Here is a 25,929-nt window from a genome sequence, read left to right as displayed (position 1 = left end):
CCGCCGTGCACCCCGATGACGCCGAACGGAAACCCCGACCGTGGTCCCTGCCGCACTGACGACCGTCCCCCGTCCCGAGCGGCGCCGGGAGAGACGCCCGGGCGATGCCCTGCGTGCCTTCGGGCGCCGGCATCGCGTGCCCCTGCTCGCCACGCTGCCCACCATCCCGCTGTACGCGGTGTGGTGGGTGTTTCTCGCCACCGGCGGGGGCGATCTGGCCGCGCAGGAGGCTTGGGCCGACTTCGTCTCGCGGCACGGCGCCTCGGCCTACGGGCTGTTCTGGTACGGCGGGGCGCACACCGCCAACTACAGCGTGCTCTCGCCGTATCTGATGGCCCTGCTCGGCGTGCGCGCGGTCACCGCGGTGTCCGGGCTGGCCGCCGCCTGGCTGGCGGCCGTGTTGATCACGCGGGCCGGTGTGCGCAAGCCGCTGTGGCCCGCCCTGCTCGCTTCCCTCGCCCTGTGGTGCAACGTCGCCTCGGGGCGTACGACCTTCGCGCTCGGGATCGCCTTCGGGCTGGCCGCCTGTGTGGTGCTGGTCCGGGAGCGGCGGCTGGTCCTCGCCGCCGGGTACGCGGTGCTGGCCACCATGGCGTCGCCGGTGGCCGGGTTGTACCTGGCCGTCGTGGGGGCCGCGTTCGTGCTCGTCCGGGACCGGGGACGCGCCCTCGTGCTCCTCATACCGCCCGCCGCGGTCGTCGGGCTGACCACGCTGCTGTTCCCCTTCACCGGGGAGCAGCCGATGCCCGCGGCCCGAATATGGCCGCCGGTCGTGCTCGGCCTCGCCGTCACCGCGCTGGCCCCGCGCACCTGGCGGGTCGCCCGGTGGAGCGGCGCCGTGTACGCGGCCGGCACCGTGCTGACGTATCTCGTCGCCTCCCCCGTCGGCACGAACGTCGAGCGGTTCGCGGAGTACTTCGCGCCCCCCGCGCTGCTCGCGGCCCTGCTCGGCACGGGCCGGACGCGGCGGATCGCGCGCAGTCTGCTGATCGTCGCCCTCGTCTTCTCCGTCGGGTGGATGGGGAAGAAGACCGCCGACGACCTGAAGGAGTACACCGTGGTGCCCGCCTGGGCCGCCGAGACGGACGGCGTCGTCCGGGCGCTGGACGGTCTCGGGGCCGATCGCACGCGGGTGGAGGTCGTGCCGGCCCGCGACCACCGCGAGGCCGCCGCACTCGCTCCGCACGTCAACATGGCCCGCGGCTGGAACCGGCAGCTCGACGTGGAACGCGCCCGCCTCTTCTACGACGGCACCTTCTCCGCGGCCACCTACCGGGACTGGCTGGACCACTGGGCGGTCGGCTTCGTGGTGCTTCCGCTCGGCAAGCCGGACGGTCCCGCCGAGGCCGAGGCGGCGCTCGTCCGGGACCCCGGCCTGCGGCCCGACTGGCTGGAGCCCGTCTGGCAGGACGAGCACTGGCGGGTGTACCGGGTACGGGACGCCGTACCGCTCGTCTCCGAGCCCGGCACCGTCGTGACGTCCACCAGCGCCGGTCTGGTGCTCCGCGTGGACCGCCCCGGCCAGGTGACGGTGCGGGTCGCCTGGTCGCCGTGGCTGCGCACCGACGGCGGGTGCCTCGCCCAGGACGGCGAGTTCGCCCGCCTGACCGTCAAGGCGCCGGGCGAGTACCGGCTCAGCTCCCGGTACGGTCCTTCGCCGGCGCCGGAGGGTCGCTGCTGAGCCCCTCGGCGGACGGAGCGGTGTCCTTGGCCGGGGGCGGGGCGGGGGCGGGGATGGCGTTCGCGGTGGGGGCGGGCTCCTTGGCCGCGGCGGGCTCCTTGGCCGCAGCAGGCTCCCTCGCCGCAGCAAGCTCCTTCGCCGCGATGGACTCCTTCGCCGCGGTCGCCGCGGTCGCCGCGGCCATCCGGGCCCTCGGGCCCTGGAACAGGTACGTCAGGCCGAAACCCGCCACGACCACGGCCGCGCCGCCCACCGCGTCCAGGATCCAGTGGTTGCCCGTCGCCACGATCGCCGCGAGGGTGAAGAGGGGGTGCAGCAGGCCGAGTGCCTTCATCCACGTCTTCGGGGCGATGATCGCGATCGCCAGTCCGCACCACAGCGACCAGCCGAAGTGCAGCGACGGCATCGCCGCGTACTGGTTGGTGAGGTGCGTCAGCGTGCCGTAGTCCGGCTTGGAGAAGTCCTGCACGCCGTGCACCGTGTCGATGATGCCGAGCCCCGGCATCAGGCGCGGCGGTGCCAGCGGGTAGAGCCAGAAGCCGACCAGGGCCAGCAGCGTGGCGAAGCCGAGGGACGCGCGGGCCCAGCGGTAGTCGACCGGGCGGCGCCAGTACAGCACGCCGAGGACGGCCAGCGGGACGACGAAGTGGAACGACGTGTAGTAGAAGTCGAAGAAGTCGCGGAGCCAGCCGACCTTGACGACGGCGTGGTTGATCGCGTGCTCGATGTCGAGGTACAGGAAGCGCTCGATGTCGAGGATCTGTTGGCCGTGCTCCTCCGCGCGGGCGCGGCCCGCCGAGTTGCTGCCGCCGGTCGCCGCGAGACGGACCTGCGAGTAGGCGGCGTAGGTGACCCGGATGAGGAGAAGCTCCAGGAGCAGGTTGGGCCGGGTGAGGACCCGGCGCAGGAACGGCAGCAGGGGGACGTGCTTGAAGCGGGCCGGGACCGGGGGCGCGTAGCTCGTCGGGACCGGCGCGTCGAAGTACGGCGACGTGCGGGACAGGAACGGCACGGCGACGGCGGCGGCCAGTGCCGCGAGGAGTACGACGTTGTCCCGCAGGGGGTACAGGGCCGCCATGTTCGGCAGGATCATCTTCGCGGGCAGCGTCATCACCAGGACGACGGCGACCGGCCACACGTACCGGTCGGAGGCCCTCTTGCCGACCCGGCCCACGACCGCGGGCAGCACCCACAGCAGCTGGTGCTGCCAGGTGGCCGGCGACACCACGACCGCCGCGCAGCCGGTGATGGCGACCGCGAGCAGCAGCTGGCCGTCGCGTGCGTAGCGCACGGCGCGGCGCAGGGCGAGGACGGCGACGGCCGCCCCGAGGAGGAGGAAGAGGGCGATCTCCAGCGGGCCGGAGAGGCCGAGCCGCAGCAGGGCGCCGTGCAGTGACTGGTTGGCGAGGTCGTCGGCCTCGCCGCCGAGGCCCACGCCGGCCATGTGGTGGACCCAGTAGGTGTAGGAGTCCTGCGCCATGGCCGCCCAGGCGACGGCGGTGCAGGCGAGGAACGTGACGCCGGTGGACAGGGCGGCGCGTCTGCGGTCGGTGAACCACAGGAGGGGGACGAAGAGGAGGACGGTCGGCTGGAAGGCGGCGGCGACGCCGATCAGCGCGCCGCCGATCCGGTCGCCGTGTTCGCCGCGTACGGCGAAGCAGCCCAGCAGGACGAGAAGCACCGGGATGATGCTGGTCTGGCCGAGCCACAGCGCGTTGCGCACCGGCAGCGACACCATCAGCAGGCTGACGGCCACCGGTGCCGCCAGCAGCGCCGTGCGGCGGCCCACCGGCTGCGGCAGGGCGCGGGCGGCGACCAGGCCGAGGGCCACGACGAGCAGCAGCGAGCCGAAGGTCCAGCCCCAGCCGAGGGCCTGTTCGGCGGCGCGGGTGAAGGGCTTGAGGACCAGGCCGACGAAGGGGGTGCCGGTGAACTGTGTCGAGTCGTAGAGGGACCCCTCCACGTGCAGGACCCCGTGCTCCCCCACCCAGGTCTCCAGGTCCGTCAGCCGTTCCCCGCTCGGGGTGCCGAGGACCGCGGCCAGCTGCCGTACGGCGAGGACGGCGGCGACCAGCCACAGGCCGAGGCGCGCGACCCGCAGCCGTGCTCTGGTCGCATCGACGGCCGGGGCTCCGAAAGCCTCCGCCGGTCGCCCACTGTGCTCCGCATTCGCCACGCCTCGTCGGCCTCCCGCCCCGTTCGTACCGCGCCCGTGTACGCGATGTGTTGTCCTTGCGAACCCTATGAGGCTCGCACCACCCCCGGGGGGAGACGCAGGCAACCCCCGTTCAACCTGACCGCCGCCCGCTTTTCGTCCCGCATTCTCCGGCGGTCCGACCGTACGGCGGTCCGGCCGTACGACCGTCCGGCGGTCCGACCGTCCGGCCGTTTGTTCGGACGACGATAGTGCGGGCGCCGTTCGGTCGCCTCTCGTGGAATCTCGCGGAAGCGAGAAGGATCACAGGCCGGGGAGGCGGCGAGCGCTCCGTGGTCTGCGGACGTCCCTGCGTGCACGCCTTTTTGGTGCACTGTGCAACGAAAAGCATACCGGGCGTAAACGGCGCATCACCGCCTATGGTCGCTTTTCAGCCCGTGGCCGAGTGCCGCGGGTTCTTTCCGGCCCGGCGACAGTGCCGCCGTGCGGGTCGTGGCGTCCCTGCTCCCGTCGAAAGGTAGGCGAGCGAAGCTTTGTCGGCTGCCCCCGTCGCCGCTCACCCGTCCCGCACGACCCCCTCGTCCACGCCGGGTGCCACCGCCGCCCCCATCGTCACCGACCCGGCGCTCGTCAGGCGCGCCGTGAAGGCGGCGGCGCTCGGCAACGCGATGGAGTGGTTCGACTTCGGCGTCTACAGCTACATCGCCGTGACGCTCGGCAAGGTCTTCTTCCCGTCGGGCAACCCGACCGCGCAGTTGTTGTCGACCTTCGGCGCGTTCGCGGCGGCGTTCCTGGTCCGCCCGCTCGGCGGCATGGTCTTCGGGCCGCTGGGCGACCGGGTCGGGCGGCAGAAGGTCCTCGCCCTCACGATGATCATGATGGCGGCGGGTACGTTCGCCATCGGGCTGATCCCCTCGTACGCCACGATCGGCGTCTGGGCGCCGGTGCTGCTGCTGGTCGCGCGGCTGGTGCAGGGGTTCTCCACCGGGGGTGAGTACGCGGGCGCGTCCACCTTCATCGCCGAGTACGCGCCGGACAAGCGGCGCGGGTTCCTGGGGAGCTGGCTGGAGTTCGGCACGCTGGCCGGGTACATCGGCGGTGCGGGGCTGGTGACGCTGATGACGGCGCTGCTGTCCGACGGCGATCTGACGTCGTGGGGGTGGAGGATCCCGTTCCTCGTCGCCGGGCCGATGGGCATCGTCGGGCTGTACCTGCGGATGCGGCTGGAGGAGACGCCGGCGTTCGCGGCCGAGCTCGACAAGGCGGAGGCCACGCGGCCGAAGGTGCCGCTGCGGGACATGGTCACCGGGCAGTGGAGGGCGCTGCTGCTGTGCGTCGGCCTGGTACTGGTCTTCAACGTCACCGACTACATGCTGCTCTCGTACATGCCGAGCTACCTGACGAGCGAGCTGAGGTACGACGAGACGCACGGCCTGCTCGTGGTGCTGGCCGTGATGGCGCTGATGATGGTCGTCCAGCCGTTCGCCGGCGCGCTGACCGACCGGGTCGGGCGGCGGCCCGTGATCGCGGCGGGCTGCGCGGGGTTCCTGCTGCTGTCGGTACCGGCGCTGCTGCTGATCCGCGAGGGCAGCCTGCTGGCCGTGGGGCTGGGCATGGCCGCGCTGGGGCTGCTGCTGGTCTGCTTCACCGCGTCGATGCCGTCCGCGCTTCCGGCGCTGTTCCCGACGCGGGTGCGGTACGGGTCGCTGTCGATCGGCTTCAACGTGTCCGTGTCCCTGTTCGGCGGGACGACGCCGCTGGTGGTGACGGCGCTGATCGGGGCGACGGGCGACATGATGATGCCCGCGTACTACATGATGGCCGCGGCTGTTGTCGGCGGTGTGGCGGTGTGGTTCATGTCGGAGTCGGCCGGACGCCCGCTGCCGGGCTCGGCACCGGCGGTCGACGGCCGCTACTAGGGCCTGTGCCGGTTACCCCCGGGGGCGGCGGCACGGGTGGGCGCCGGGGCCCTTCTCCGAGGGCGACACCCCGGCGGCCCGGGCCTCGCGTCCCACCCCGCCCAACCGGCACCGGCACCGGCACCGGCACTGGTACTGGTACTGGTACTGGTACCCAGCAGAAGGCCGCCCGACCGAAACACGCCCACGGAAACGGCCTGCCGCACCCCGCCCCCCGACTATCTTCGTTAGCGCACCTACTTAGAAAAGCTAACGACGCACACGGGAGGCCCCGGCATGAGCGACTCGCGGCTCTGGGACGACGTCGACGCCTACTTCACCACACACCTCGCACCGAACGACGAGCCCTTGGAGGCCGCCCTCAGGGACAGCGACGCCGCCCGGCTGCCGCAGGTGAACGTCACCCCCAACCAGGGCAAGCTTCTCCAGCTCCTCGCCCAGATCCAGGGCGCCCGCACCATCCTGGAGATCGGCACCCTCGGCGGTTACAGCACCATCTGGCTGGCCCGCGCGCTGCCCGCGGAAGGCCGCCTGGTCACGCTCGAGTACAGCGACCGGCACGCCGAGGTCGCCACCCGCAACATCGCCCGCGCCGGCCTCGACGCCCTCGTCGACGTACGCGTGGGTCCCGCCCTGGAGACGCTGCCGAAGCTCGCCGACGAGAATCCCCCGCCCTTCGACCTGGTCTTCATCGACGCCGACAAGGGCAACAACCCCCACTACCTGGAGTGGGCCATGAGACTCACCAGCACCGGCAGCCTGATCGTCGTCGACAACGTGGTCCGCGGCGGCCGCGTGGCCGACGCCGACGACACCGCCGACGACGTACGCGGCACCCGCGCCGCCATCGAGCTGATCGGCAGCCACCCGCGGCTCAGCGGTACGGCCGTCCAGACGGTCGGCAGCAAGGGCTACGACGGGTTCGCACTGGCCCGGGTGCTGGCCTGAGGCCCGGCCCTGCGTGACGACGAGCGCGCCGCCTCACACCTCGTGGTAGAAGCCGACGTTGACACTGCGGGGCTCCGCACGGTCCTGGACCACTATCTCGCCGCTGCCGCCCCTCGGCAGCGGCACCGTGCCGCCGTAGGCCAGGGGCTGCGCAAGGCCGCCGACGGTGAGCCGGACCTCGCAGGAGGGGTCCGGCTGCGAGCCACGCAGCCAGGTCAGCCGCCATGTGCCGTCGGTACCGCACCGGAACTCCAGTTGGACCCGGGAGACGAACAGCCAGTCGTCCGGCGTCGGCAGCCGGCACACGGACTTGTCCCGGCCGACCCGCAGCACCGCATCGGGCTCGCTGGGCGCGTCGGCCATCTGCATGCCGGCCGTGGCGCCCGCGTCCGCCGCGGTGACGGCGGCCATGGTGAGTTCGAGCACGTGCGCTCCTTCGCAGACCTGAAGACATCCGTACGTCCGTCATTGGCTTGTCGACACGTCACGTCCGTCATTGGCTTGTCGACGCCGCATGATAGATCGGCCGGTGGCGTGGTGTCCGGCACAATGGGGTCATGACCGAGCGAAAGCCACCCGGCGTCGACTTCGAGTCCTGGGTCGACAAACAGATCCGTGATGCGGACGCGCGCGGCGAGTTCGCACAGCTGCCCGGCGCGGGCAGACCCCTCCCGAGCGAATTGGACAGCACCTACGACGAACTGTGGTGGGTCAAGCGGAAGATGGCCCGCGAGGGCTTCTCCGTGCTGCCGCCCACGCTGGCCCTGCGCAAGGAGGCGGAGGACGCCCTGGAGGCGGCGGCGAAGGCCCCGTCGGAGCGGGTGGTCCGCCGCATCGTCGAGGAGATCAACGTCAAGATCCGCGACGTCATGTTCAAGCCACCGCCCGGCCCCCCGCTGGGTCTGAAGCCCTACGACGTCGAAGAGGTCGTACGGCAGTGGCGGGAGCGCCGGGCGGAGCGGTGACGCCCGTCGTTCACAGGCGCATCAGGCGGTCCGCCAGCTCGCGGTAGTCCCGCAGGGCGAGGCGGAGTTGTTCGGTGTCGGTGCTCGTCGCGCGCTCGTCCCCGCCGGTGTCCTGCCAGGACGTGCGCAGCGTGCGGCGGCGGTGGGTCACCGCGTCCGTGAAGCGGGCGGTGATCTCCTCCAGGACGCGGTCGGCCTCCTCCACGGAGGCGCGGGGCGCGTCGACGAAGTCGGCCACCGCGTGCTGCAGCCGCTGCCCGAGCCTGTCGCACTCCTCGTGCGGGAGGAGCGTGGTGCCGTGGGCGTCCGGGGCGGTGGTGCTCCGGGGCCGCGGATCGGGTGTGGTGTCGGCGGGTGTGCCGGGAACAGGGTCCTTGGCGCCCGCGCGGTCGGTGCCGAGCGCTGCCCCGCCGCGGGCGTCGGGTGTCTGCCTGTCCCGCTCGACGGGGCTGCCGCCGGGCTGCCGGGTCACATCGGACATGAGCCTCAACTCTCCTTCGGCTGGCGCTTGCTGAGCGACCAGGAGTGGCGGGGGCGGGCGGACGCGGGCGCGGGACCGTCGCCGTCCGCTCCGACGCGGTGCCGGCCCGCGTCGTGGCGGCCGGGCCGTACCAGGTCCTCGAACAGCGCGCGGGCGCCGACCATGGCCTCGCGCATCTCCTCCGTACCCGCGCCGCTGTCCTGGGCCCCGTCGACGCGCGCGTGCGTCACGCGGTGCACGCGCCGGTAGCCGTCGACGTGGTGGGCGTGGTGCACGGACAGCGCCGCGAGCTGCTCCTCGTACTGTCCGCCGTCCGGGAAGCCCCGGGCACCGGCCACCTCCGCGAGCAGCCGGTCCGCCTCGCCGACCGCCTCGCGCGGGGAGTCGACGAAACGCTCCTGGGCGGCGGTCCAGCGCGCCTCGAAACGCTCGCGCTCGGCCGGGTCCAGCGGCCTCTCGTGCAGCGACCCGTGCCGTTCCACGCGCTCGGCGAGTTCGCGCTCGGCGGCCTTGGTGTCACCGTCGTGCCGGGCCACGGCCCGGTCGTATTCGGGCCCGAAGCGCCGCTTCAGGCTTCCGCCGTGCTGGGGGCCCCGCGCGCGCAGGGCCAGTACGGCCGCGACAGCGAGCACGGCCGCCACGATCACGATCAAAGCGATGATCACGCCTGTGGACATGAGTGCCTTCCGGGTTCTCGGCCCTACCGGCTCTCCGAGCGGGCCGGTTCGCCGTTCGGGTTGCCCCGGAGTCCCTCCTCAAACGGCGCACGGCGCGCGCGGACGGCACATCGGTGCGAAAATACGCTTGCGTACGGGGCCGGTCCCGTCCCGACAATGCCGCTCATGACCTGGACCATCGCCCCGGAACCGTACGACTCCCCCGTCGCCGCCGCCCTCTGGCGCGCGTACTACACGGAGGTCAGCGACCGCTACTACCTGCTGCACGCGGGGCGGCCCACCGACCCCGCCGAGCTGGAGCGGGAGATCGCCGCACACTCCGGCGCCGACCTCGTGCCACCCCGGGGGCGGTTGCTGGTCGCGCGGTACGGCGGTGAACCGGCCGGCACGGCGGGCGTGCGGCTGCTGGACGACGGCAACGCCGAGCTGACCCGGGTGTTCCTGTACCGGGGGATGCGCGGCCGGGGTGGCGCCGCGCTGCTCGTACGGGCGGCCGAGGACGCGGCACGGGCGCTCGGCGCCTCGCGGATGGTCCTCGACACGCGCGGCGACCTCGTCGAGGCCCGCGCCCTGTACGCCCGGCTCGGCTACACGGAGACCGAGGCCTACAAGGAGGACCCGTACGCCGAACACTGGTTCGTGAAACCGCTTCCGCTGGCTGTCTGACCGGGGGCCTGATCCGGGTGGCGGCCGGGCCTGATCGAGGTGGTGGCTTGGTGCCGGCCGGGATGGCCGGGCTCAGTGGGCTCGCGCCGGTGTGCGCTCGTCGTGCGGGCGCTCCCGCTCCGAGCCGCACAGCTCGCCGGTGAGCTCCTTCACGAGCTGCGTCAGGTCGGTCGGACGGCCCGGGCCCCACCAGTCGCCGAGCAGCTCGGCCAGGGAGTCCTCGCGGGCCCGCGCCAGCCGCTCGGCGGCCTCACGGCCCCGGTCGGTGAGGACCAGGTCGGGGCCCTCGCGAACGGCGAGGTGCCGTTCCTCCACCTCGCGGGCGGCGGCCATGACGGCGGCCAGCGGGACGGGGCTGCGCTCGGCGAGCAGGGCGGGTTCGACCCGGCCGTACTTCCTGACCCGCAGCAGCACCCAGCTCGACGCGGGCAGCAGGTCGTAACCCGCCCGGGCGGTGATCCTCCGGTAGACCTCCCGGCGCCCCTCGCGGGTGCCGAGCACCGACAGCGCACGGCACACCTCGTCGTGCGAGGACCGCTCCACCGGGTTGCTGGCCAGGGTCTGTGTGCCGTCCGGTGCCCTGACCGAGCCGCGCAGCCGGTCCTCCTTCAGGAACCAGGCCAGCACGAACCCGAGGAGGGCGACCGGGGCCGCGAAGAGGAAGACGTCGGTGATGGCGGAGGCGTAGGCGTGCAGGGCGTCCGGACGCAGTGCGGGCGGCAGGGCGCCGATGCCGCGCGGGTCGGCCTTCAGGGTGTCCACGGAGACGCCGGGCGGGAGTTCGGCGCCCCGGAAGGCGTCCGCGAGCTTGTCGCCGAGGCGGCCCGCGAAAACCGTGCCGAAGACGGCGACGCCGAAGGACGCGCCGATGGAGCGGAAGAAGGTCGCGCCGGAGGTGGCGACACCCAGGTCCTCGTACGCCACGGCGTTCTGCACGATGAGGACGAGAACCTGCATCACCAGCCCGAGGCCCAGCCCGAAGACGAAGAAGTAGGCGCTCATCTCGGCGGTCGCGCTGTTCTCGTCGAGCTGGTGCAGCAGGAGCAGGCCGATGGTCGTGACGGCGGTGCCCGCGACGGGGAACACCTTCCAGCGGCCGGTGCGGCTGACGATCTGCCCGGAGACGGTCGAGGACAGCAGCAGGCCGAACACCATCGGCAGCATGTGCACACCGGACATGGTCGGGCTGACACCCCGGACGACCTGGAGGAACGTCGGCAGGTAGGTCATCGCGCCGAACATCGCGAAGCCGACGACGAAGCTGATGACGGCGGAGAGCGTGAAGGTGCGGACGCGGAAGAGCTTGAGGGGGAGGACGGGCTCGGCGGCCCTGCGCTCCACGGCCACGAAGAGAGCGGCCAGGACGACGCCCAGTACCGCCAGACCGATGATCTGCGGCGAACCCCAGGCCCAGGTCGTGCCGCCCAGCGAGGCCACCAGCACCAGGCAGGTGGCGACGGAGGCGATGAGGAGGGTGCCGAGGTAGTCGATGACGTGCCGGGTGGAGCGGCGCGGGATGTGCAGGACCGCCGCGATCACGACGAGCGCGACGATGCCCACGGGCAGGTTGATGTAGAAGACCCAGCGCCAGCTCAGATGCTCGGTGAAGACCCCGCCGAGCAGCGGTCCGAGCACGCTGGTCGCGCCGAAGACCGCGCCGAACAGGCCCTGGTATCGGCCGCGTTCACGGGGCGGGACCAGGTCACCGACGATCGCCATCGACAGCACCATCAGCCCGCCGCCGCCCAGCCCCTGGAGGGCGCGGAAGGCGATCAGCTCGGACATGCTCTGCGCCACGCCGCACAGCGCTGAGCCGACCAGGAAGATCACGATCGCCGTCTGGAACAGCTTCTTGCGCCCGTACTGGTCGCCGAGCTTGCCCCACAGCGGGGTGGCGGCGGTCGCGGCCAGCAGGTACGCGGTGACCACCCAGGACAGGTGCTCCAGGCCGCCCAGGTCGCTGACGATGGTGGGCAGCGCCGTGGACACGATGGTCTGGTCGAGGGCGGCGAGCAGCATGCCGAGGAGCAGGGCTCCGATCGAGACGAGAACGCCGCTGGAGACCTGCTCCTGCGCCTGCGCCTGCCCCTCCCCCTCTCCCTCTTCCTGCCCCTGCCCCTGCCCCTGCCCCGGGGGCCGTGCCGGATCCGTCGCTGCGCGTGCATCTCCCGCCATGAAGACCTCCCACGGACGTCTCGCCTTCCATCCAGGTCGGTGTGACCAGTTATGGGCGGTTCAGTCCTTTGGGAAGCCCGCATTCCGGGGGCGTACGCGCGGGAGTGTGGAGAAGATCTGCATAATCTCTGGAGTTCGCGAGGGGAGTCGCGAGGGGAGGGACGAACGCGTGGAACAGCACAAAGAGCCACCGCAGCACCCGCGGGAGCGGGCCGCGGAACACTCGTGCCCGGAGTGCGGCACGCCCAGGGAGGCGGACAACACCCCCTCCTGCGCCTGCGGGTCACGGGCGTCCGACGCCCTGCGCGACGCGCGTACGGCCCAGGCGGCAGCGGCGGAGGACTTCGACCCGTTGCGGATACGGCCGTACGTCGAGCTGGACGGCGGCGCCGGGGAGCCCCCGTCGCCGCTCACACCGCCGACGCCCCCGGCACCCCCCGCCGGGACGGCGCCCATGCCCACCACGCCCGCACCCACGCCCGGGACACCGGCGCCCCCACCCGCGCCTGCCATCCCCGGGGCCGGGTCCACGTCCACGCCCGCGTCCGGGTCCGGGTCCGGGTCCGGGGCAGATCCTGACGCCACCATGACGCTGCGCGCCGTCGGCGCCGAGCCGCCCGGCGCGGCCATGGAGGCGACCGCCACGCTGCCCACCCCCCTGGCACCCTCGGCCGACGCGCCCAGCGCGCACGACCTGCGCCTGTTCGAGACCTCGGCCACCACGCCCGGCGCCCCCTCCGCTTCCGCTTCCGCTTCCGTGGAGTCCGGTGCGGACGGTGCCGGTGGGCGTCCGCCGCGCAAACGGCGCCGGAGCGTGCTGCTGAGTGCCGCGGGGGCGGTCGTGGTCGTGGTGGGCGCGGCCGGGTACGCGAGCGGCTTGTTCTCCTACGAGACGCCCTCACGGGACGGGGCGCTGCCCGACGAGGTACGGGCGAGTGTGCCGGACCCGTCGACCAGCGAGGCCTCCGCGCCACCCGAGCCGAGCGCGCCGTCGACCCCCGCGACCTCCGCGTCGCCGTCCCCGTCCGCCTCCGCGTCCCCCAGCGCCGGCCCGTCGCCCTCGCCGTCCCCGTCGGCGTCGAGCGCCTCGCCCACGCCGACCCGGTCGGCGGAGCCGACACAGAGCGCGACGACCACGCCGCCCGACGACCCCACGCAGGAGTCCGAGGACGACGACCGCGCCCCCGACGGAGGCACCACCCTGCACCGCGGCGACCGGGGACCCGAGGTCGTCGAGCTCCAGCAGCGTCTGACCCAGCTGTATCTCTACACCGGCGACATCAACGGCAACTACAACCGCCAGGTCGAGGAATCGGTCCGCACCTATCAGTGGGCCCGCGGCATCCGCGACGACGAACTCGGCGTCTACGGGCAGGACACCCGACACCGACTGGAGTCGGAGACGCGCGAGCCGTAAACAGAGGAGCCGCAGACGCACGAGCCGCAGACGCACCGACGGCAGACACGCGAGCCGCAGTGGCGCGAGCCGCAGACGGCGTTCACGGACGCGCCCGCCAGGGCGTCACGGCATCGCCCCGTTCCCCGCCCGCCGTCAGTCGATCAGCCGATGCGCAGCCGCAGCGTTCCGCCCGCCCCGGCCTCCACACGTACCCGCGTCAGGTCCTCCACGACCACGTCGGGCCCGTGGGCGGCAGCCCGCGGGCCCACGCCCACGACCTGCATTCCCGCCGCGCGGGCGGCCGTGATGCCGGCGCCGGAGTCCTCGAAGGCGATGCAGTCGCCGGGGGCGATGCCCAGCTCGGCGGCGCCCTTGAGGAAGCCCTCGGGGTCGGGCTTGCTGGCGCCGACCGACTCGGCGGTGATCCGGACGTCCGGCTGGGCGAGCCCGGCGGCGGCCATCCGCGCGGTGGACAGGGGCACGTCGGCCGAGGTCACCAGGGCGTGCGGCACTCCGTACAGCGAGGCGAGGAACTCCGGCGCCCCGGGAATCGCGACGACACCCTCGGTGTCGGCGGTCTCCTCGGCGAGCATGCGGGCGTTGTCGGCGTGGTTCTGCTCCATGGGCCGGTCCGGCAGCAGCAGCGCCATCGAGGCGTAGCCCTGCCGTCCGTGGACGACCTTCATGACCTCGTCCCCGTCCAGGCCGTGCCGGTCGGCCCAGCGCCGCCAGACGCGCTCGACCGCGGCGTCCGAGTTGACGAGGGTGCCGTCCATGTCCAGCAGCAGGGCACGGGCGGTGAGAACGGTGGTGGCGGTGGCCGTCATCGGCAGACTCCAAGGCGCGGGGAGGAAACAAGGCGGCCCCGCCCGCCGGTCAGGGAAAACGGGCGGGAGCCACTTTGTTCACCCACGGTACAAAACGCGACGGGCATCGCGCCACCGCCCCGCCCGAACGTTCACGAACCGTTCGCTTCGCACGGCACCGGCTCCGGGTACGCACAGCACCGGGATCCGCGCCGCACCTGGATGCGCACGGCACCGCGACCCGCGCCACGCCGGGATCCGCGCCACGCCTGGATCCGCACGGCACCGCGGCCCGCGCCACGCCGGGACCCGCGCGGCCGGCACTCAGCCGGCGATCGCCTCCCAGAGGCTCCACACCCCGAGGCCCAGCATGAGCAGCGCCGCGACCTTCGTGATCAGCGCCAGCGGCACCCGCTTCATCAGGGCCTTTCCGCCGACGATGCCGAGCCCGGCCACCGCCCACAGGGCGAGCACCGCGCCGAGGCCGACGGAGAGCGGGTCGTCGTAGCGGGCGGCGAGGTTCGCGGTCATGATCTGCGTGAGGTCGCCGAACTCGGCGACCAGAATGAGCATGAAGCCCGCCCCGGAGACCTTCCAGAAGGACTGGTCCTCCGGCTTGCGGATCTCCTCGTCCCCGTCGTCCTTCTTCATGAGCAGCACGGCGGCGCCGCCCAGGAACAGCACACCGGTCAGCGCGTGCACGATCTGCTGCGGCAGCAGGGTCAGCACGCTGCCGGCCGCGACCGCGAGCACGACGTGCAGCGCGAAGGCGGCCGCCACGCCGGCGAAGACGTACGAGGCCCGGTAGCGGGTGCCGAGGACGAGGCCGGCGAGCGCGGTCTTGTCCGGCAGTTCGGCGAGGAAGACGACGCCGAAGACGACTGCCGTCACGGTCAGGCTGATCAAGGGATCCTCTATCGGTCGGGGCCGCCCCGCCGAGAGTGCTGGTCCTGCGCTGCGGACACCTCGGCACGGCAGCACACGGTCGCCCCCGCCGTACGGCACGGGCGTGCACTGCTTGCCGAAGGTCTCGCTGGCCGGCCCCGTGTACGAGGCCTGCCTCCGGGCGCCGGCTCAGACGAGCTGAGCAGTATGTCGACGGTCCGGCGAAGAGCTACTCCCCTTCTGCGCCGTCCATAGTACGCGAACCCTCGGACGGCACCGAGAGGCGGAAGTCCCACGCGGCCCGAGGGCCCGGGAGGCGAAAGTCCCACGCGCCCCGTGACCGAAAGTCCCGTCGCGCTTGTAGACGCGTCATGCGCACGTCACTAACTTCTTACCGACCGCACACCTGTGCGCCATGCGGCGTCGCGAGCATTCCCCTGCCCGCGTCCCAACGCCCCCACAATCCAAGGGAGTTCGCATGCCGAAGTTCTACGCGCGTCGACGGCTCGGTTTCATCGCCGCGTTCACCGGACTCATAGCCTCCGCCGGGCTCCTCAACGGCCCGGCCGCCTCCGCCGCCCTCCCCACCCCGGTCAGCGCCGCCACCGCCCGCTCCTACCTCGCCTCCCTCACGGTGAGGACCGAGAACCGCACCGGCTACGACCGCGACCTCTTCCCGCACTGGATCACGCAGTCCGGCACCTGCAACACCCGCGAGACCGTCCTCAAGCGCGACGGCTCGGGCGTCGTCACGGACTCCTCCTGCGCCGCCACCAGGGGCAGCTGGTACTCCCCCTACGACGGCGCCACCTGGTCCGCCGCCTCCGACGTCGACATCGACCACCTCATCCCGCTCGCCGAGGCATGGGACTCCGGCGCCGGCTCCTGGAGCACCTCCCGGCGCCAGGCCTTCGCCAACGACCTCACCCGCCCCCAGCTCCTCGCGGTCACCGACAACGTCAACCAGTCCAAGGGCGACCAGGACCCGGCCACCTGGATGCCCTCGCGCAGCGCCTACCGCTGCACGTACGTCCGCGCCTGGGTACAGGTGAAGTACTACTACGACCTCTCGGTCGACTCCGCCGAGAAGTCGGCGCTGCAGAACCACCTCGCGAACTGCTGACACCCCGCCCGCGGCCCGGTCACCGCGCGTCCGGCGCGGAACCTCCCCGCCGGTCTCCGTCGTTCCGTACCGTACGGGGCGACGGAGGAGGGGATCACCATGGCCGGACTGCGCCTGGGACCACTGTTGAGATACACCGACGGCTCGAGCGCGACCGTCTGGGTCGAGACGAACCGGCCCTGCACCGCCGAGGTGCGCTGCGCCGACGGCGCCCGGGGCACGACCCGCACCTTCCAGATCGCGGGCCACCACTACGCCCTGGTGACGGTGAGCGGCCTGACACCCGGCACGGCGACGGAGTACGAGGTCCTCCTCGACGGCGCACGGGTGTGGCCGCCGCCCGACTCGCGCTTCCCGCCCTCGGTGATCGCCACGTCACCGGCGGACGAGGACACGCGGATCGCCTTCGGCTCCTGCCGCTGGGCCTCGCCGCCGGCCGGCGAGAAGGACCCGGTCGGCCCGGACGCGCTGGACACCCTCGCCACCCGCATCGCGGCGGACCCGGAGGGCGCCCGGCCCGACGTGCTGCTCCTGCTCGGCGACCAGGTGTACGCCGACGAGATCTCCGACGCCACGCGCCGCTGGATCGCCGGCCGCCGCGAGCTGGCCGAGCCCCCGGGCGACCAGATCGCGGACTACGAGGAGTACACCCACCTCTACGACGAGTCGTGGAGCGACCCCCAGGTCCGCTGGCTGCTGTCCACCGTGCCCAGCTGCATGATCTTCGACGACCACGACGTCATCGACGACTGGAACACCTCCGCCGCCTGGCTCGCCGACATGCGGGCCACGGACTGGTGGCGCGAGCGGCTGCTGAGCGGGCTGATGTCCTACTGGGTGTACCAGCACCTGGGCAACCTCTCCCCGGACGAGCTGGCCGCCGACCCCCTCTACGCGGCCGTACGCGACACCCCCGACGGCACCGACGTGCTCCGCGACTTCGCCGCGCGGGCCGACGCCGACCCGGCCACCGTCCGCTGGAGCTACCGGCGCGACTTCGGCCGCGTACGGCTGGTCATGGTCGACTCCCGCGCGGCCCGCGTCCTGGAGGAGGAGCACCGCACGATGCTCGACCCGGTCGAGGCCGCGTGGCTGCGCGAGCAGGTCCTCGAAGACCGGGATGCCTACGACCACCTGCTGATCGGCACCTCCCTGCCCTGGCTGCTGCCCCACCTCGTGCACGACGTGGAGGCGTGGAGCGCCGCGATGTGCGTCGGCGAACGGGGCGCGCGCTGGGCACGGACCGGGGAGCGGATCAGGCGCGGGGCCGACCTGGAGCACTGGTCGGCCTTCCCGGCCTCCTTCGACTCCCTCGCTGACCTGATCGCCGAGGCCGGTACGGGGCCCGGGGCGCCCGCGACGGTGAGCGTGCTGTCGGGCGACGTCCACCATGCCTACGTGGCCGAGCCGTCCTGGCCGGGCCGCGCGCCCGACTCCGTGGTGGCCCAGCTGACCTGCTCGCCCGTCCACAACTCCGTGCCGCTCTCCATCCGCCTCGGCTTCCGCTTCGGCTGGAGTGCCCCGGCGCGGGCCCTCGGGCGGCGTATCGCCCGGCACGGACGCTGTGCGCCGCCGGCGGTCGGCTGGCGCAAGACCGGTGGGCCCTGGTTCGGCAACCAGCTCATGACGCTGACCCTGCGGGGGCGATCTGCCCGGCTGCGTCTGGAGCAGGCGCGGACGGAGCGCGACGGAACGACCATCCTGCGGGAGGTCACGGACCGGAAGCTGGCGTAGGCAGGGACGGGGGGGCGGGACGAGGGGCGGGACGGGGCGAGGTCGGGCGGTACGGGGTAGGGCGGTACGGGGCAGGGCGGTACGAGGCGGGGCGGGTCCGGGTGTGAATCGAGTCATGCCGACAGGCTCCGCCGCCAGAGTGGGAGCGCTCCCACCTGCGGCGGCGGCCGAGACGGAGGCGTGACCACACGCGAATCCATGGCCAGATGTTGAACTTGCAAGTACTCATTAGGCTCACCTAACGTAGGCGGCCCCACTCGGTTTCGTCCCCCACCGGCCCCGACGGGCCGACCCGACCGAAGGAGCACCCCCACATGTCCGGACGCCTCGACAGCGCCCAGCCCTACGCCATCGGCCTGTTCCGCATAGTCGTCGGCCTGCTCTTCGCCTGCCATGGCGCCGCCTCCCTGTTCGGCGTCCTCGGCGGCACGACGGGGAGCGGCGGCACGGTCGAGACCGGCACCTGGCCGGGCTGGTACGCGGCCGTGATCCAGTTGGTCGGCGGCGGCCTCGTCATGCTCGGCCTCGGCACCCGCGCCGCCGCGGTCATCTCCTCGGGCTCCATGGCCTACGCCTACTTCAAGGTGCACCAGCCGGGCGCCCTGTGGCCGATGGAGAACGGCGGCGAGGCCTCCGCCATGTTCTGCTGGGCCTTCCTGCTGCTCGCCTTCACCGGCTCCGGCGCCTTCGGCCTGGACCGGTTCTTCACCCGGCGCACGTCCGAGCGGGAGAAGGCCGCCGCGGAGCAGCAGACCCCGGTCGCGGCCTGATCCCAACCGGAGCGGTGCCTTCCCGAACGGGGGGGCGCCGCTGCTCCTGCACAGGAGCACCGCTGCCACTTCCCACCGCGACACTCGCGGGCGTGAACGCCCACTCCCGGGTGAACGCTCCGTGTGGAACGCACGAGGCCCCTGTGAACCGTGTGTCACACCCCGGGCGTACGCTGGATGGCTGTCATCGGCCGCTCCTGCCGTCCCCGCGTCTCGCGGCATGGCCCGGCCCACGGGGGAGTAACGGGGAGTTGTGGTGGTCGAGAGTTTCGGGAGTATCGGTTCGCTGGTCAGCAGCCCATGGATCTATGCGCTGGTGGCCGTCTCGGTGGCCCTCGACATCTTCCTGCCGGTGCTGCCGAGCGGTGTCCTGGTGATCGCGGCGGCCACGGCGGCGGCCGCGGGCTCGGGCGCGGCGGCCGCCGGGCGGGTTCCGAACGACGTCCCCGACATCCTGGTCCTGACGCTGTGCGCGGCGACCGCCTCGGTCCTCGGTGACCTCGCGGTCTACCGCCTCGCATGGCGCGGCGGGCCGCGCCTGGACCGTGCGATCGCCCGCTCCCGCCGGCTGACCACGGCGCAGGAACGTCTCGGCGGGGCCCTCGCCCGAGGCGGCGGCGCCCTCGTCGTACTGGCCCGCTTCGCCCCCGCCGGCCGCTCGGTCGTCTCGCTCGTGGCCGGCGCCGCCCACCGCCGGATCCGCGAGTTCCTGCCCTGGTCGGCCCTCGCCGGACTCGCCTGGGCGGCCTACAGCGTCTCCCTCGGCTACTTCGGCGGCCAGTGGCTGGGCGGGACCTGGCTGGCGGCAGGGGTGTCGCTGGCGGCGCTGTTCGGCGCCGGGGCGGGGGCCGCGTACCTGATGCGCCGCCAGCCCCGGGCGACGGAGTCCTCGTGACACGGAGCCGCAGACCGGCCGAAGGCGCCGGCACACGCGGGCTTCGTCGCAGGCGGGGCTGCTTCGGGTTCAGGTAGGCGCGGGCGCGGAACGTCGCGCGGCGGTACGTGCACGGTCACGGCCTGCGCGGTCAGGACCACGGGGCTTCACGGGGTCACGGGGGTCACTGAGTCACGGAGCTTCACGGGGTCACGGGGGTCACTGGCGTCACGGAGCTTCACGGGGTCACTGGCGTCACGAAGCTCCACGGGGTCACTGACGTCACGAAGCTTCACGAGGGTCACTGGCATCACGGATGTCACAGCGTCGGGCGTCACGGGGCGTCACGGGCATCCAGGCGTCACCTCACGGTGGCGTCACGCCACGGTGGCGTCACGTCACGGTAGCGGTGTCACGACGCCCGCCGCGTCCCTCCCCTTACCTCGAGGCCGGCCAGCAGTTCGGCCGTGGCTCCCGCGACGGCCTCCACGGCCTGCTCGAAGACCTCACGGTTGTGCGCGGCCGGCGCACGGAACCCGGATACCTTGCGCACGTACTGCAGGGCGGCGGCCCTGATCTCGTCCTCGGTGGCCAACTCGGCCAGCACGGGCGGACGCAGTGTCTTGATGCTGCGGCACATGACGTCAGTCTCCTCTTTCCAGGTCCACCCGCCAGTCGTTCGATCTGATCCAGTGGCCCTTCGGATACTCGAAGTCGGCCTGCCCGAGCAGGGTGAACCCGGCCCCGCGGCAGACCGCGTTGGAGGCGGCGTGGTCGACGCTCGGGAAGGCGTGCAGCCAGCGGTGCGTCCCGTCGGCCCGGGCCGCCTCCCGCACGGCACGGGCCGCCCGCACGGCCAGCCGCCGCCCCTGGAACTCCGGCAGCACCGCCCACCCGGTCTCCCAGACCTCCGCACCCTGCCAGGTCCGCCGCCAGTACCCGATCGAGCCGACGGTGGCTGCGCCGTCCGTCAGGACGACCCGGTACATCCGCCCCGACCGCAGCTCCGCGTACCGCCGATTCCGGGCCGCGAGCTGCTCGTCGGTCTCCGGACCGCCCAGGTGCGCGGTCATCTCTGGGCTGTTGGTCCTGTGCAGCAGCCACAGGTCCGCCTCCGCCCAGGGGACCAGGCACACCCGCTCCCCGCCTTCTCCGGCCCGCTCGTCCACGCCGTCCATGCTCTTCACGGTAGGGCAGGGGTCTGACAGTCGGTCCCGGCGGCGACGGCCACCCTTTCGCGTGAACCACCGAAGGGAACGCGCGCCTCAAAATCGAACAGGCGTATCATTGGCGTGTGGCTACGACCTATGATTTTCCCAGTGATCTCCTCGCCGGTCAGGAGGAACTGCATCAGGTCCGGGCCGAGCTGTCGGCCCTGCTGAAAAGGCTTCCCTGGTCCGTCGAACCCCTCGACGGATTCAGCGATGACAACGGCTGGCGCAAGGTCGAGCGCCCGGCCTCCCCCGGCTGGTCGGCGGACGAGCAGGCCGAGGTGGAGAAGCTGCGGCGGCGCGAGCGTGAACTCGCCGTGTTCGTCAGCACCCATCGCTACTGGTCGGAAATCACCGGCCCCGACCAGGTGAACGCCCGCTCCGAGCTGAAACGCGCTCACGAGGACCCCGACCGGACGAACCCACCCGGCGACGCCTGACGGCAGGCCCAGGCCCAGGCCCAGGCGGCAGGCGGCAGGCGGCAGGCGGCCAGGGCATTGCCCCGCCGGGCGGTGCCCGTGGCTGCCTGCCCGGCGGCCGGCCGCAGTCGTACCCCGGCCGCGCGGTCCGCGCACGCACGCGAAAGGCCCCCGGAAGAATCTCCGGAGGCCTTCGCACCGACGACAACGGCGCCGGTCCTGGTGGGCGCGGACGGTTTCGAACCGCCGACATCCTGCTTGTAAGGCAGGCGCTCTACCCCTGAGCTACGCACCCAGGACGAGTGGACAGCCTACATGGCCCGGGGCGCTGCCCGGCAACGTGTTGACGGCGGTGCCGACTCGGCCGGGGGTTAACCCCACCCCCGATCCGGTAGTGGCCCGGATCGAGGCGCGGGCCCGTGCTCCGTACGGTCTAAGAGCCTCGCCGACAAGGGCCTCTCCCGCTCGGGAAGTGCCTGGCGCGGCACCTCGCAGCCCGTCCCAGGGGGAGATCGCCATGGCCGCCCGCACCGTTTCCGCTCGCACGTTCGCCGCCGTCGGCGCCGTCGCCGTTCTCGTGGCGGGACTCGGCGCCTGTTCCTCCGCCGGGGACGACAAGGACCCCGACCACCGGACCTTCGCTTTCCAGGGCGAGACCCTGACCATCGACGCCGACGACTCCGGACTGGAGATAGTCGCCGCGGACGGCAATCCCTCCGGCAAGGTCGAGGTGACCCGGTGGTTCCAGGGCTCCGTCGTCCTCGGCTCCGACCCGGAGGTGAGCTGGAGCATGGACGGCGACCGGCTGAAGCTGCGGACGGACTGCTCCGGCGTGGTCGCCGACTGCGCCACCAAGCACCGCGTGGAGGTGCCGCGTGGCGTCGCCGTCAAGGTGAGGACCGACGACGGCAGCGTGCGAGCGCGGGGGTTCCGGGATGCGCTGGAGATCCGCACGGCGGACGGGTCCGTCCGCGTCGGCGACTCCACCGGGCCGCTGGAACTCCACAGCGACGACGGGTCGCTGCGCGCGGAGGTGTCGTCGCGCCGGGTGAAGGCGTCCACCGAGGACGGCTCGGTCGACCTCGACCTCGGTACCGTTCCGGACCTGGTGGAGGCCCGCAGCGACGACGGCTCCGTGAGCGTCGCCCTGCCCCGGGAGACGTACAAGGTGTCCGCCGAGAGCGACGACGGATCGGTCGACGTCTCCGTGCCCCGGGACGACGCCAGCTCCCACGTCGTGAACGCGCGGACCCAGGACGGCAAAGTCACGGTCCGAACCGCGAACTGACCGGCCCGTGTGTTCGTCCCTTACGGGTGGGAGAATGAACCCGGGCAGGACGGACGACACGGGAGAGGGATGTGACGGCGACACCATCGCAGCCGTACTCGCCGATGGTGGCGCGCGCGCAGCGCCTGCCGGGCCGCTCCCGCCGCCGTGGCCCCGGGCCGGTCGGTGACACGCTCACCCTCCTGGGCCTGCCGATCCTCGCCGTGCTCGCGTTGCCCGCGGCGTTCGCCGGGGGCGGCACCCGGCGCTGGTTCGGCGGGCGGGCCGAGAGCCAGCGGGCGGAGGCACAGACCGCCAAGGACGACGCGGCGGCCGCCTTCTACGAACTGGACACCGCCCAACGGGATCTGCGGATCTCGATAGAGACGATCGCGGCCGTCGACGCCTCCCCCGCCGCCCGGCGCGCGGTCGCCGACTTCGAGGCGCTCGGCCGGCGCATCGACGAGGTCAGCCACCAGTACATCAGCGCCGTCGACGCCCACGACCTGGACCGGGACGACCTGGAGGCGTCGGCCGCCTCTCATGCCCGCGGCGAACTGACCGCCGCCAAGAACGAGCTGAGCCGGGTCAAGCAGGAACTGGACCGCTTCGCCGACGGCCTCGGACCCCTGCTCGGCAAGGCCGAGACCCAGCTGGCCCGGCTGGCGCCCACCGTCGAACGGGCCCGGCAGGCCCTGCTCGCCGCCTCCAACGCCCTGGACGCCGCGCGGGGAGCCGGGCTGCGGGCGGACGACCTCGCCGCCCGGCTCGCCGCCCTCGGCCCGGAGCTGACCCGGCTGAACCAGGGCGCGGGCCAGCACGGCGTGCCCCAGACCCTCGAACGGGCCGAGCGGGTCACCCGAGAGGCCGAGTCGGTCCGCGCCGAGGCCGAGCGGCTGCCCGAACGCGCTGCCGAGATCGGCCACCGGCTGGTCTCCCTGCGCACCCGCGCCCAGGCCCTCACCACCCGCACCGAACAGGTCGAACCGGTGCTGAGCGAGCTGCGGCGGCGATTCACCTCCGCCTGCTGGCAGGACCTCCAGCAGGTGCCGGACCAGGCCGCGGAGTCGGTCCGGCAGGCCGAGCGGAAACTGGCCGAGGCCCAGACCGCCCGCGACGAACAGCGCTGGCCCGACGCCACCGCCCTGCTGTCGACGGTGCGGGCACTGCTGAACTCGACCGACGAGGCCGTCTCGGCCGCCGGCGACCGGCTGCGGCAGTTGAACGCCGTGCAGAAGGACCCCCAGCAGGAGATCGAGCGCACCCGCTTCGCGATCCGTGACGCCCAGCGCCTGGCCATGGCGGGCCGCCACACCCCCGACCCGCAGCACGCGCGCCCGCTGGACGACGCCGTGGCCCGGCTGGAACGGGCGATCACCACACTGGAGGGCCGCCACCCCGACTACTGGCACTTCCTGACGGAGACCGAAGCGGTCCGGCGGACGGTGGCCGGCGTGGTCACCCGGATCCGTGAGGAGCGCGGGGCCGGTCACTGACCGCCCGGCGGCTGCCGGTGGCCGTGGCGTCCGATCCGACCGGTTCCCCGACGGAGGCCTGCTGCCTGGCTGGGCCGGTTAACCTGTGCGCATGCCTCGCTACGAGTACCGCTGCCGGAGCTGCGGCGACACCTTCGAACTCAGCCGTCCCATGGCCGAGTCCTCCGCTCCCGCCGCCTGCCCGGCGGGCCACGACGACACCGTGAAACTGCTGTCGACGGTCGCGGTCGGCGGCTCGGCCTCCGCATCCGCCCCGGCGCCCTCATCGGGTGGCGGAGGCGGCTGCTGCGGCGGGGGCTGCTGCGGCTGACCTTGCCGGGCCGGAACGCACGCCCCGTACGGAACGCACGACCCGAGACAGGACGCACCGCCGCGTCCGGGACGCACGACCCGGTGCCGATGCGCCGGGACTCCCGGCCCCGGTCGGCTTCCTTCAGCTCCCCAGGTAGCGCAACACCGCCAGCACCCTGCGTGAATAGCCCTCACCCCCGGTCAGTTCCAGCTTGTCGAAGATGGCGTTGGCGTGCTTCTCCACCGCGCTCTGCGAGATGTGCAGCCGCCGCGCGATCGCCGCGTTGGTGTGTCCCTGCGCCATCTCGGCCAGCACGTCCCGCTCCCGTACGGTGAGCCGGGCGAGCAGGTCGGTGTGGGTCGTGCGGCAGAGCAGCTGACGGACGACCTCCGGATCGAAGGCGGCCCGTCCGGCGGCCACCCGCTCCAGCGCGTCCAGGAACTCGTCGATCTGGACCACCCGGTCCTTGAGCAGATAACCCACCCCTTCCGTCTCACCGGTCAGCAGTTCCGTCGCGTACCGCTTCTCGACGTACTGCGAGAGCACCAGCACCCCGACCGCCGGCCAGCGCTCGCGTATCTCCAGGGCCGCGCGCAGGCCCTCGTCCGTGTGCGTGGGCGGCATCCTGACATCGGCGACGACCACGTCCGGCGGATCCTCGGCGACCGCTTTCAGCAGCAGCTCGGCATTGCCGACGGCCGCGAGCACCTCGTGGTCCTCCTCCGTCAGCAGCCTCACCAGCCCCTCCCGCAGCAAAGTCGAGTCCTCGGCGAGGATCACCCGCATGGCAGCTCCGCGGCCACGAGGGTGGGTCCCCCCGGCGGACTGACCACCCTGAGGCTGCCGTCGAGGGCGGCGACGCGTCGGGCCAGCCCGAACAGTCCGCTGCCGGCGGCGTTCGCCCCGCCGCAGCCGTCGTCCTGGACGCTCACGTACATCCGTTCCTCCTCCGCTCTGACGGCGACCCTTATGCGAGTCGGCGCCGCGTGCTTGACCGCGTTCGTGACCGCCTCGCAGACGACGAAGTACGCGACGGTCGCCACGGCCTGCCCGGGCTCCTCGGCCAGGTCGTACTCCACCCCCACCGGCACGGACGCCCGCTCGGCGACCGTCTCCAGCGCCGCGCGCAGCCCCGCCTCGTCCAGCGTGGTCGGATAGATCCGCCAGGCCACCTCGCGCAGCTCGTCCAGAGCCCGGCGGCTCTCGTCGTGGGCCTGGCCCAGCAGCCGGTCCCGGCGATCGGCGTCCTGGTTGCGACGGGCACGGCCGAGCAGCATGCCGAGGGCGACGAGACGCTGCTGCACGCCGTCGTGCAGGTCACGCTCGATGCGGCGCCGTTCGTCGTTCACCGCGTCGACGACGGCGGCGCGGCTGGCGGACAGCTCCGCGATCCGCCGCTCCAGCTCCTCCTGGTGGCGGGGGCCGAGGAAGTGACGCGCGAGCTGCCCCTCCAGTCCGACCACACCGAATATTCCCTGCACGGCGAGGAACACGAGGAAGAAGCCGCCGAGACTGCCGAGGACGAACGAACCGGGGTTGCGTATGCCGTCCAGCAGGAGCCAGCCGTATATCCCGAAGGTGCCGTACCCGATGCCGATCGCGGCGGTCAGCATCACCACCCCGCCCAGGGCGCCCAGGGCCCAGTGGCAGGCCACGTACCGCAGCGCACGCACGTCCTCGTACGCGGGCGTGACACGGAGGTCCAGCCACATCGCCAGCCGCGCCCGTTCCCCCCGCGTCAGTATCCGCGCGCCGGCGAGGACCGGGCGCAGTACGGCACGTCGGCCGGTCGGCCACGCCGCCACCGGCAGCAGTGCCACACCGGCCGACAGGGCGAAGAGCAGCTCGACGGCGGCCGCGGCGGTACCCATGATGAGGCCCACCCCGCACCGTGCTACGCGTCGCGCCGTATTTCGCATGATCGCGAGGCTAGCCGGGCGCGACGACGGCGCACACTGCGGAAAACCGCAATTCCCGCCTGCGGTA

25 protein-coding genes and 1 tRNA gene are annotated in these 25,929 nt (G+C 72.8%); 14 read left to right on the top strand and 12 right to left on the bottom strand.

The window, feature by feature from the left end; translation table 11 throughout:
* The first annotated feature begins 40 nt into the window (after positions 1 to 40).
* Positions 41 to 1,681 carry a hypothetical protein gene (locus ACZ4V1_RS03200; protein WP_468328541.1) on the top strand — a complete coding sequence of 547 codons (1,641 nt, stop codon included), beginning with the start codon at positions 41 to 43 and terminating at the stop codon, positions 1,679 to 1,681.
* On the opposite strand, the gene ACZ4V1_RS03195 is transcribed toward ACZ4V1_RS03200, so the two are convergent.
* On the bottom strand, positions 1,635 to 3,857 hold the full coding sequence (locus tag ACZ4V1_RS03195) for a bifunctional glycosyltransferase 87/phosphatase PAP2 family protein (protein ID WP_468328539.1): 2,223 nt from the start codon (positions 3,855 to 3,857) through the stop codon (positions 1,635 to 1,637). The two genes, ACZ4V1_RS03200 and ACZ4V1_RS03195, sit on opposite strands and share 47 nt — an antisense overlap.
* A 512-nt stretch (positions 3,858 to 4,369) precedes the next feature.
* On the opposite strand from ACZ4V1_RS03195, the gene proP reads away from it, so the two are divergent.
* Both proP and ACZ4V1_RS03185 read left to right on the top strand, forming a co-directional pair.
* The gene (gene proP, locus ACZ4V1_RS03190; protein ID WP_468328537.1) at positions 4,370 to 5,755 is read left to right on the top strand and encodes a glycine betaine/L-proline transporter ProP; all 1,386 of its coding nucleotides are present in this window, start codon (positions 4,370 to 4,372) and stop codon (positions 5,753 to 5,755) included.
* A gap of 276 nt (positions 5,756 to 6,031) precedes the next feature.
* Positions 6,032 to 6,703: an O-methyltransferase gene (locus ACZ4V1_RS03185; protein WP_468328535.1), complete on the top strand. Its 672-nt coding sequence runs from the start codon at positions 6,032 to 6,034 to the stop codon at positions 6,701 to 6,703.
* Between the two features lie 33 nt (positions 6,704 to 6,736).
* Here the strand turns inward: ACZ4V1_RS03185 and ACZ4V1_RS03180 are convergent, their stop codons facing one another.
* The gene (locus ACZ4V1_RS03180; protein WP_468328533.1) at positions 6,737 to 7,129 is read right to left on the bottom strand and encodes a hypothetical protein; all 393 of its coding nucleotides are present in this window, start codon (positions 7,127 to 7,129) and stop codon (positions 6,737 to 6,739) included.
* Between the two features lie 131 nt (positions 7,130 to 7,260).
* Here ACZ4V1_RS03180 and ACZ4V1_RS03175 point away from each other — a divergent pair, with 131 nt between their 5' ends.
* Complete coding sequence (locus tag ACZ4V1_RS03175) at positions 7,261 to 7,668, top strand: DnaJ family domain-containing protein (protein ID WP_468328531.1); 408 nt, start codon at positions 7,261 to 7,263, stop codon at positions 7,666 to 7,668.
* Positions 7,669 to 7,678: 10 nt separating this feature from the next.
* On the opposite strand, the gene ACZ4V1_RS03170 is transcribed toward ACZ4V1_RS03175, so the two are convergent.
* Both ACZ4V1_RS03170 and ACZ4V1_RS03165 read right to left on the bottom strand, forming a co-directional pair.
* A complete protein-coding gene (locus ACZ4V1_RS03170; RefSeq protein ID WP_468328529.1) occupies positions 7,679 to 8,149 on the bottom strand; it encodes a hypothetical protein in 471 nt (156 codons plus the stop codon).
* Positions 8,150 to 8,154: 5 nt separating this feature from the next.
* Positions 8,155 to 8,826, bottom strand: coding sequence for a hypothetical protein (locus ACZ4V1_RS03165; RefSeq protein WP_468328527.1), 672 nt, complete (start codon positions 8,824 to 8,826; stop codon positions 8,155 to 8,157).
* Positions 8,827 to 8,991: 165 nt separating this feature from the next.
* On the opposite strand from ACZ4V1_RS03165, the gene ACZ4V1_RS03160 reads away from it, so the two are divergent.
* Entirely contained in the window at positions 8,992 to 9,492 is a 501-nt protein-coding gene (locus ACZ4V1_RS03160; protein ID WP_468328525.1) for a GNAT family N-acetyltransferase, read from the top strand.
* Positions 9,493 to 9,564: 72 nt separating this feature from the next.
* Here ACZ4V1_RS03160 and ACZ4V1_RS03155 read toward each other — a convergent pair whose 3' ends face one another.
* On the bottom strand, positions 9,565 to 11,667 hold the full coding sequence (locus tag ACZ4V1_RS03155) for an MDR family MFS transporter (RefSeq protein WP_468328523.1): 2,103 nt from the start codon (positions 11,665 to 11,667) through the stop codon (positions 9,565 to 9,567).
* 169 nt (positions 11,668 to 11,836) lie between these two features.
* Here ACZ4V1_RS03155 and ACZ4V1_RS03150 point away from each other — a divergent pair, with 169 nt between their 5' ends.
* Complete coding sequence (locus ACZ4V1_RS03150; RefSeq protein WP_468328521.1) at positions 11,837 to 13,084, top strand: peptidoglycan-binding domain-containing protein; 1,248 nt, start codon at positions 11,837 to 11,839, stop codon at positions 13,082 to 13,084.
* A 143-nt stretch (positions 13,085 to 13,227) separates the two neighbouring features.
* On the opposite strand, the gene ACZ4V1_RS03145 is transcribed toward ACZ4V1_RS03150, so the two are convergent.
* Positions 13,228 to 13,893 carry an HAD family hydrolase gene (locus tag ACZ4V1_RS03145; RefSeq protein WP_468328519.1) on the bottom strand — a complete coding sequence of 222 codons (666 nt, stop codon included), beginning with the start codon at positions 13,891 to 13,893 and terminating at the stop codon, positions 13,228 to 13,230.
* Positions 13,894 to 14,196: 303 nt separating this feature from the next.
* Complete coding sequence (locus tag ACZ4V1_RS03140; protein ID WP_468328517.1) at positions 14,197 to 14,778, bottom strand: TMEM165/GDT1 family protein; 582 nt, start codon at positions 14,776 to 14,778, stop codon at positions 14,197 to 14,199.
* Positions 14,779 to 15,235: 457 nt separating this feature from the next.
* On the opposite strand from ACZ4V1_RS03140, the gene ACZ4V1_RS03135 reads away from it, so the two are divergent.
* From ACZ4V1_RS03135 to ACZ4V1_RS03120, 4 genes are all read left to right on the top strand, one after another.
* Entirely contained in the window at positions 15,236 to 15,880 is a 645-nt protein-coding gene (locus tag ACZ4V1_RS03135; RefSeq protein WP_468328515.1) for an HNH endonuclease family protein, read from the top strand.
* Positions 15,881 to 15,979: 99 nt separating this feature from the next.
* Positions 15,980 to 17,614 carry an alkaline phosphatase D family protein gene (locus ACZ4V1_RS03130; RefSeq protein ID WP_468328513.1) on the top strand — a complete coding sequence of 545 codons (1,635 nt, stop codon included), beginning with the start codon at positions 15,980 to 15,982 and terminating at the stop codon, positions 17,612 to 17,614.
* A gap of 314 nt (positions 17,615 to 17,928) precedes the next feature.
* On the top strand, positions 17,929 to 18,384 hold the full coding sequence (locus tag ACZ4V1_RS03125; protein ID WP_468328511.1) for a DoxX family protein: 456 nt from the start codon (positions 17,929 to 17,931) through the stop codon (positions 18,382 to 18,384).
* Between the two features lie 256 nt (positions 18,385 to 18,640).
* Entirely contained in the window at positions 18,641 to 19,279 is a 639-nt protein-coding gene (locus tag ACZ4V1_RS03120) for a DedA family protein (protein WP_468328509.1), read from the top strand.
* A gap of 391 nt (positions 19,280 to 19,670) precedes the next feature.
* Here ACZ4V1_RS03120 and ACZ4V1_RS03115 read toward each other — a convergent pair whose 3' ends face one another.
* Both ACZ4V1_RS03115 and ACZ4V1_RS03110 read right to left on the bottom strand, forming a co-directional pair.
* The gene (locus ACZ4V1_RS03115) at positions 19,671 to 19,898 is read right to left on the bottom strand and encodes a DUF2277 domain-containing protein (protein WP_468328507.1); all 228 of its coding nucleotides are present in this window, start codon (positions 19,896 to 19,898) and stop codon (positions 19,671 to 19,673) included.
* Between the two features lie 4 nt (positions 19,899 to 19,902).
* A complete protein-coding gene (locus tag ACZ4V1_RS03110) occupies positions 19,903 to 20,436 on the bottom strand; it encodes a GNAT family N-acetyltransferase (RefSeq protein ID WP_468328505.1) in 534 nt (177 codons plus the stop codon).
* 116 nt (positions 20,437 to 20,552) lie between these two features.
* Between ACZ4V1_RS03110 and ACZ4V1_RS03105 the strand changes: the two genes are divergently transcribed.
* Positions 20,553 to 20,909 (top strand): hypothetical protein, encoded by a 357-nt coding sequence (locus ACZ4V1_RS03105; protein ID WP_468328503.1) that lies wholly within the window; start codon positions 20,553 to 20,555, stop codon positions 20,907 to 20,909.
* A 199-nt stretch (positions 20,910 to 21,108) separates the two neighbouring features.
* On the opposite strand, the gene ACZ4V1_RS03100 is transcribed toward ACZ4V1_RS03105, so the two are convergent.
* Positions 21,109 to 21,183, bottom strand: a tRNA-Val gene (locus tag ACZ4V1_RS03100).
* Positions 21,184 to 21,405: 222 nt separating this feature from the next.
* Here ACZ4V1_RS03100 and ACZ4V1_RS03095 point away from each other — a divergent pair.
* The 3 genes from ACZ4V1_RS03095 to ACZ4V1_RS03085 all read left to right on the top strand — a co-directional run bounded on the left by ACZ4V1_RS03095 (position 21,406) and on the right by ACZ4V1_RS03085 (position 23,961).
* Positions 21,406 to 22,176, top strand: a complete 771-nt coding sequence (locus ACZ4V1_RS03095) for a DUF4097 family beta strand repeat-containing protein (protein ID WP_468328501.1) — start codon at positions 21,406 to 21,408, stop codon at positions 22,174 to 22,176.
* Positions 22,177 to 22,247: 71 nt separating this feature from the next.
* The gene (locus ACZ4V1_RS03090; RefSeq protein ID WP_468328499.1) at positions 22,248 to 23,651 is read left to right on the top strand and encodes a hypothetical protein; all 1,404 of its coding nucleotides are present in this window, start codon (positions 22,248 to 22,250) and stop codon (positions 23,649 to 23,651) included.
* A gap of 91 nt (positions 23,652 to 23,742) precedes the next feature.
* Positions 23,743 to 23,961 (top strand): FmdB family zinc ribbon protein, encoded by a 219-nt coding sequence (locus ACZ4V1_RS03085; RefSeq protein WP_164410144.1) that lies wholly within the window; start codon positions 23,743 to 23,745, stop codon positions 23,959 to 23,961.
* 123 nt (positions 23,962 to 24,084) lie between these two features.
* On the opposite strand, the gene ACZ4V1_RS03080 is transcribed toward ACZ4V1_RS03085, so the two are convergent.
* Both ACZ4V1_RS03080 and ACZ4V1_RS03075 read right to left on the bottom strand, forming a co-directional pair.
* Positions 24,085 to 24,729 carry a response regulator transcription factor gene (locus ACZ4V1_RS03080; protein ID WP_468328496.1) on the bottom strand — a complete coding sequence of 215 codons (645 nt, stop codon included), beginning with the start codon at positions 24,727 to 24,729 and terminating at the stop codon, positions 24,085 to 24,087.
* On the bottom strand, positions 24,720 to 25,862 hold the full coding sequence (locus ACZ4V1_RS03075) for a sensor histidine kinase (RefSeq protein WP_468328495.1): 1,143 nt from the start codon (positions 25,860 to 25,862) through the stop codon (positions 24,720 to 24,722). The genes ACZ4V1_RS03080 and ACZ4V1_RS03075 overlap by 10 nt, the downstream gene beginning before the upstream one ends.
* Positions 25,863 to 25,929 lie beyond the last annotated feature (67 nt).

This window comes from Streptomyces sp. NPDC028991 (assembly GCF_055564775.1).
The sequence above is the reverse complement of the archived record's forward strand: the minus strand, read 5'-3'. Positions and strand labels throughout refer to the sequence as shown.

Bases quoted from the DNA above. Each gene is read 5' to 3' on its own strand.
- ACZ4V1_RS03170 (WP_468328529.1), bottom strand. From the start codon at position 8,149: ATGTCCGATGTGACCCGGCAGCCCGGCGGCAGCCCCGTCGAGCGGGAC.
- ACZ4V1_RS03085 (WP_164410144.1), top strand. From the start codon at position 23,743: ATGCCTCGCTACGAGTACCGCTGCCGGAGCTGCGGCGACACCTTCGAA.
- ACZ4V1_RS03075 (WP_468328495.1), bottom strand. From the start codon at position 25,862: ATGCGAAATACGGCGCGACGCGTAGCACGGTGCGGGGTGGGCCTCATC.
- ACZ4V1_RS03165 (WP_468328527.1), bottom strand. From the start codon at position 8,826: ATGTCCACAGGCGTGATCATCGCTTTGATCGTGATCGTGGCGGCCGTG.
- ACZ4V1_RS03130 (WP_468328513.1), top strand. From the start codon at position 15,980: ATGGCCGGACTGCGCCTGGGACCACTGTTGAGATACACCGACGGCTCG.
- ACZ4V1_RS03155 (WP_468328523.1), bottom strand. From the start codon at position 11,667: ATGGCGGGAGATGCACGCGCAGCGACGGATCCGGCACGGCCCCCGGGG.
- ACZ4V1_RS03175 (WP_468328531.1), top strand. From the start codon at position 7,261: ATGACCGAGCGAAAGCCACCCGGCGTCGACTTCGAGTCCTGGGTCGAC.
- ACZ4V1_RS03125 (WP_468328511.1), top strand. From the start codon at position 17,929: ATGTCCGGACGCCTCGACAGCGCCCAGCCCTACGCCATCGGCCTGTTC.
- ACZ4V1_RS03080 (WP_468328496.1), bottom strand. From the start codon at position 24,729: ATGCGGGTGATCCTCGCCGAGGACTCGACTTTGCTGCGGGAGGGGCTG.
- ACZ4V1_RS03160 (WP_468328525.1), top strand. From the start codon at position 8,992: ATGACCTGGACCATCGCCCCGGAACCGTACGACTCCCCCGTCGCCGCC.
- ACZ4V1_RS03110 (WP_468328505.1), bottom strand. From the start codon at position 20,436: ATGGACGGCGTGGACGAGCGGGCCGGAGAAGGCGGGGAGCGGGTGTGC.
- ACZ4V1_RS03095 (WP_468328501.1), top strand. From the start codon at position 21,406: ATGGCCGCCCGCACCGTTTCCGCTCGCACGTTCGCCGCCGTCGGCGCC.
- ACZ4V1_RS03185 (WP_468328535.1), top strand. From the start codon at position 6,032: ATGAGCGACTCGCGGCTCTGGGACGACGTCGACGCCTACTTCACCACA.
- ACZ4V1_RS03145 (WP_468328519.1), bottom strand. From the start codon at position 13,893: ATGACGGCCACCGCCACCACCGTTCTCACCGCCCGTGCCCTGCTGCTG.
- ACZ4V1_RS03115 (WP_468328507.1), bottom strand. From the start codon at position 19,898: ATGTGCCGCAGCATCAAGACACTGCGTCCGCCCGTGCTGGCCGAGTTG.
- ACZ4V1_RS03135 (WP_468328515.1), top strand. From the start codon at position 15,236: ATGCCGAAGTTCTACGCGCGTCGACGGCTCGGTTTCATCGCCGCGTTC.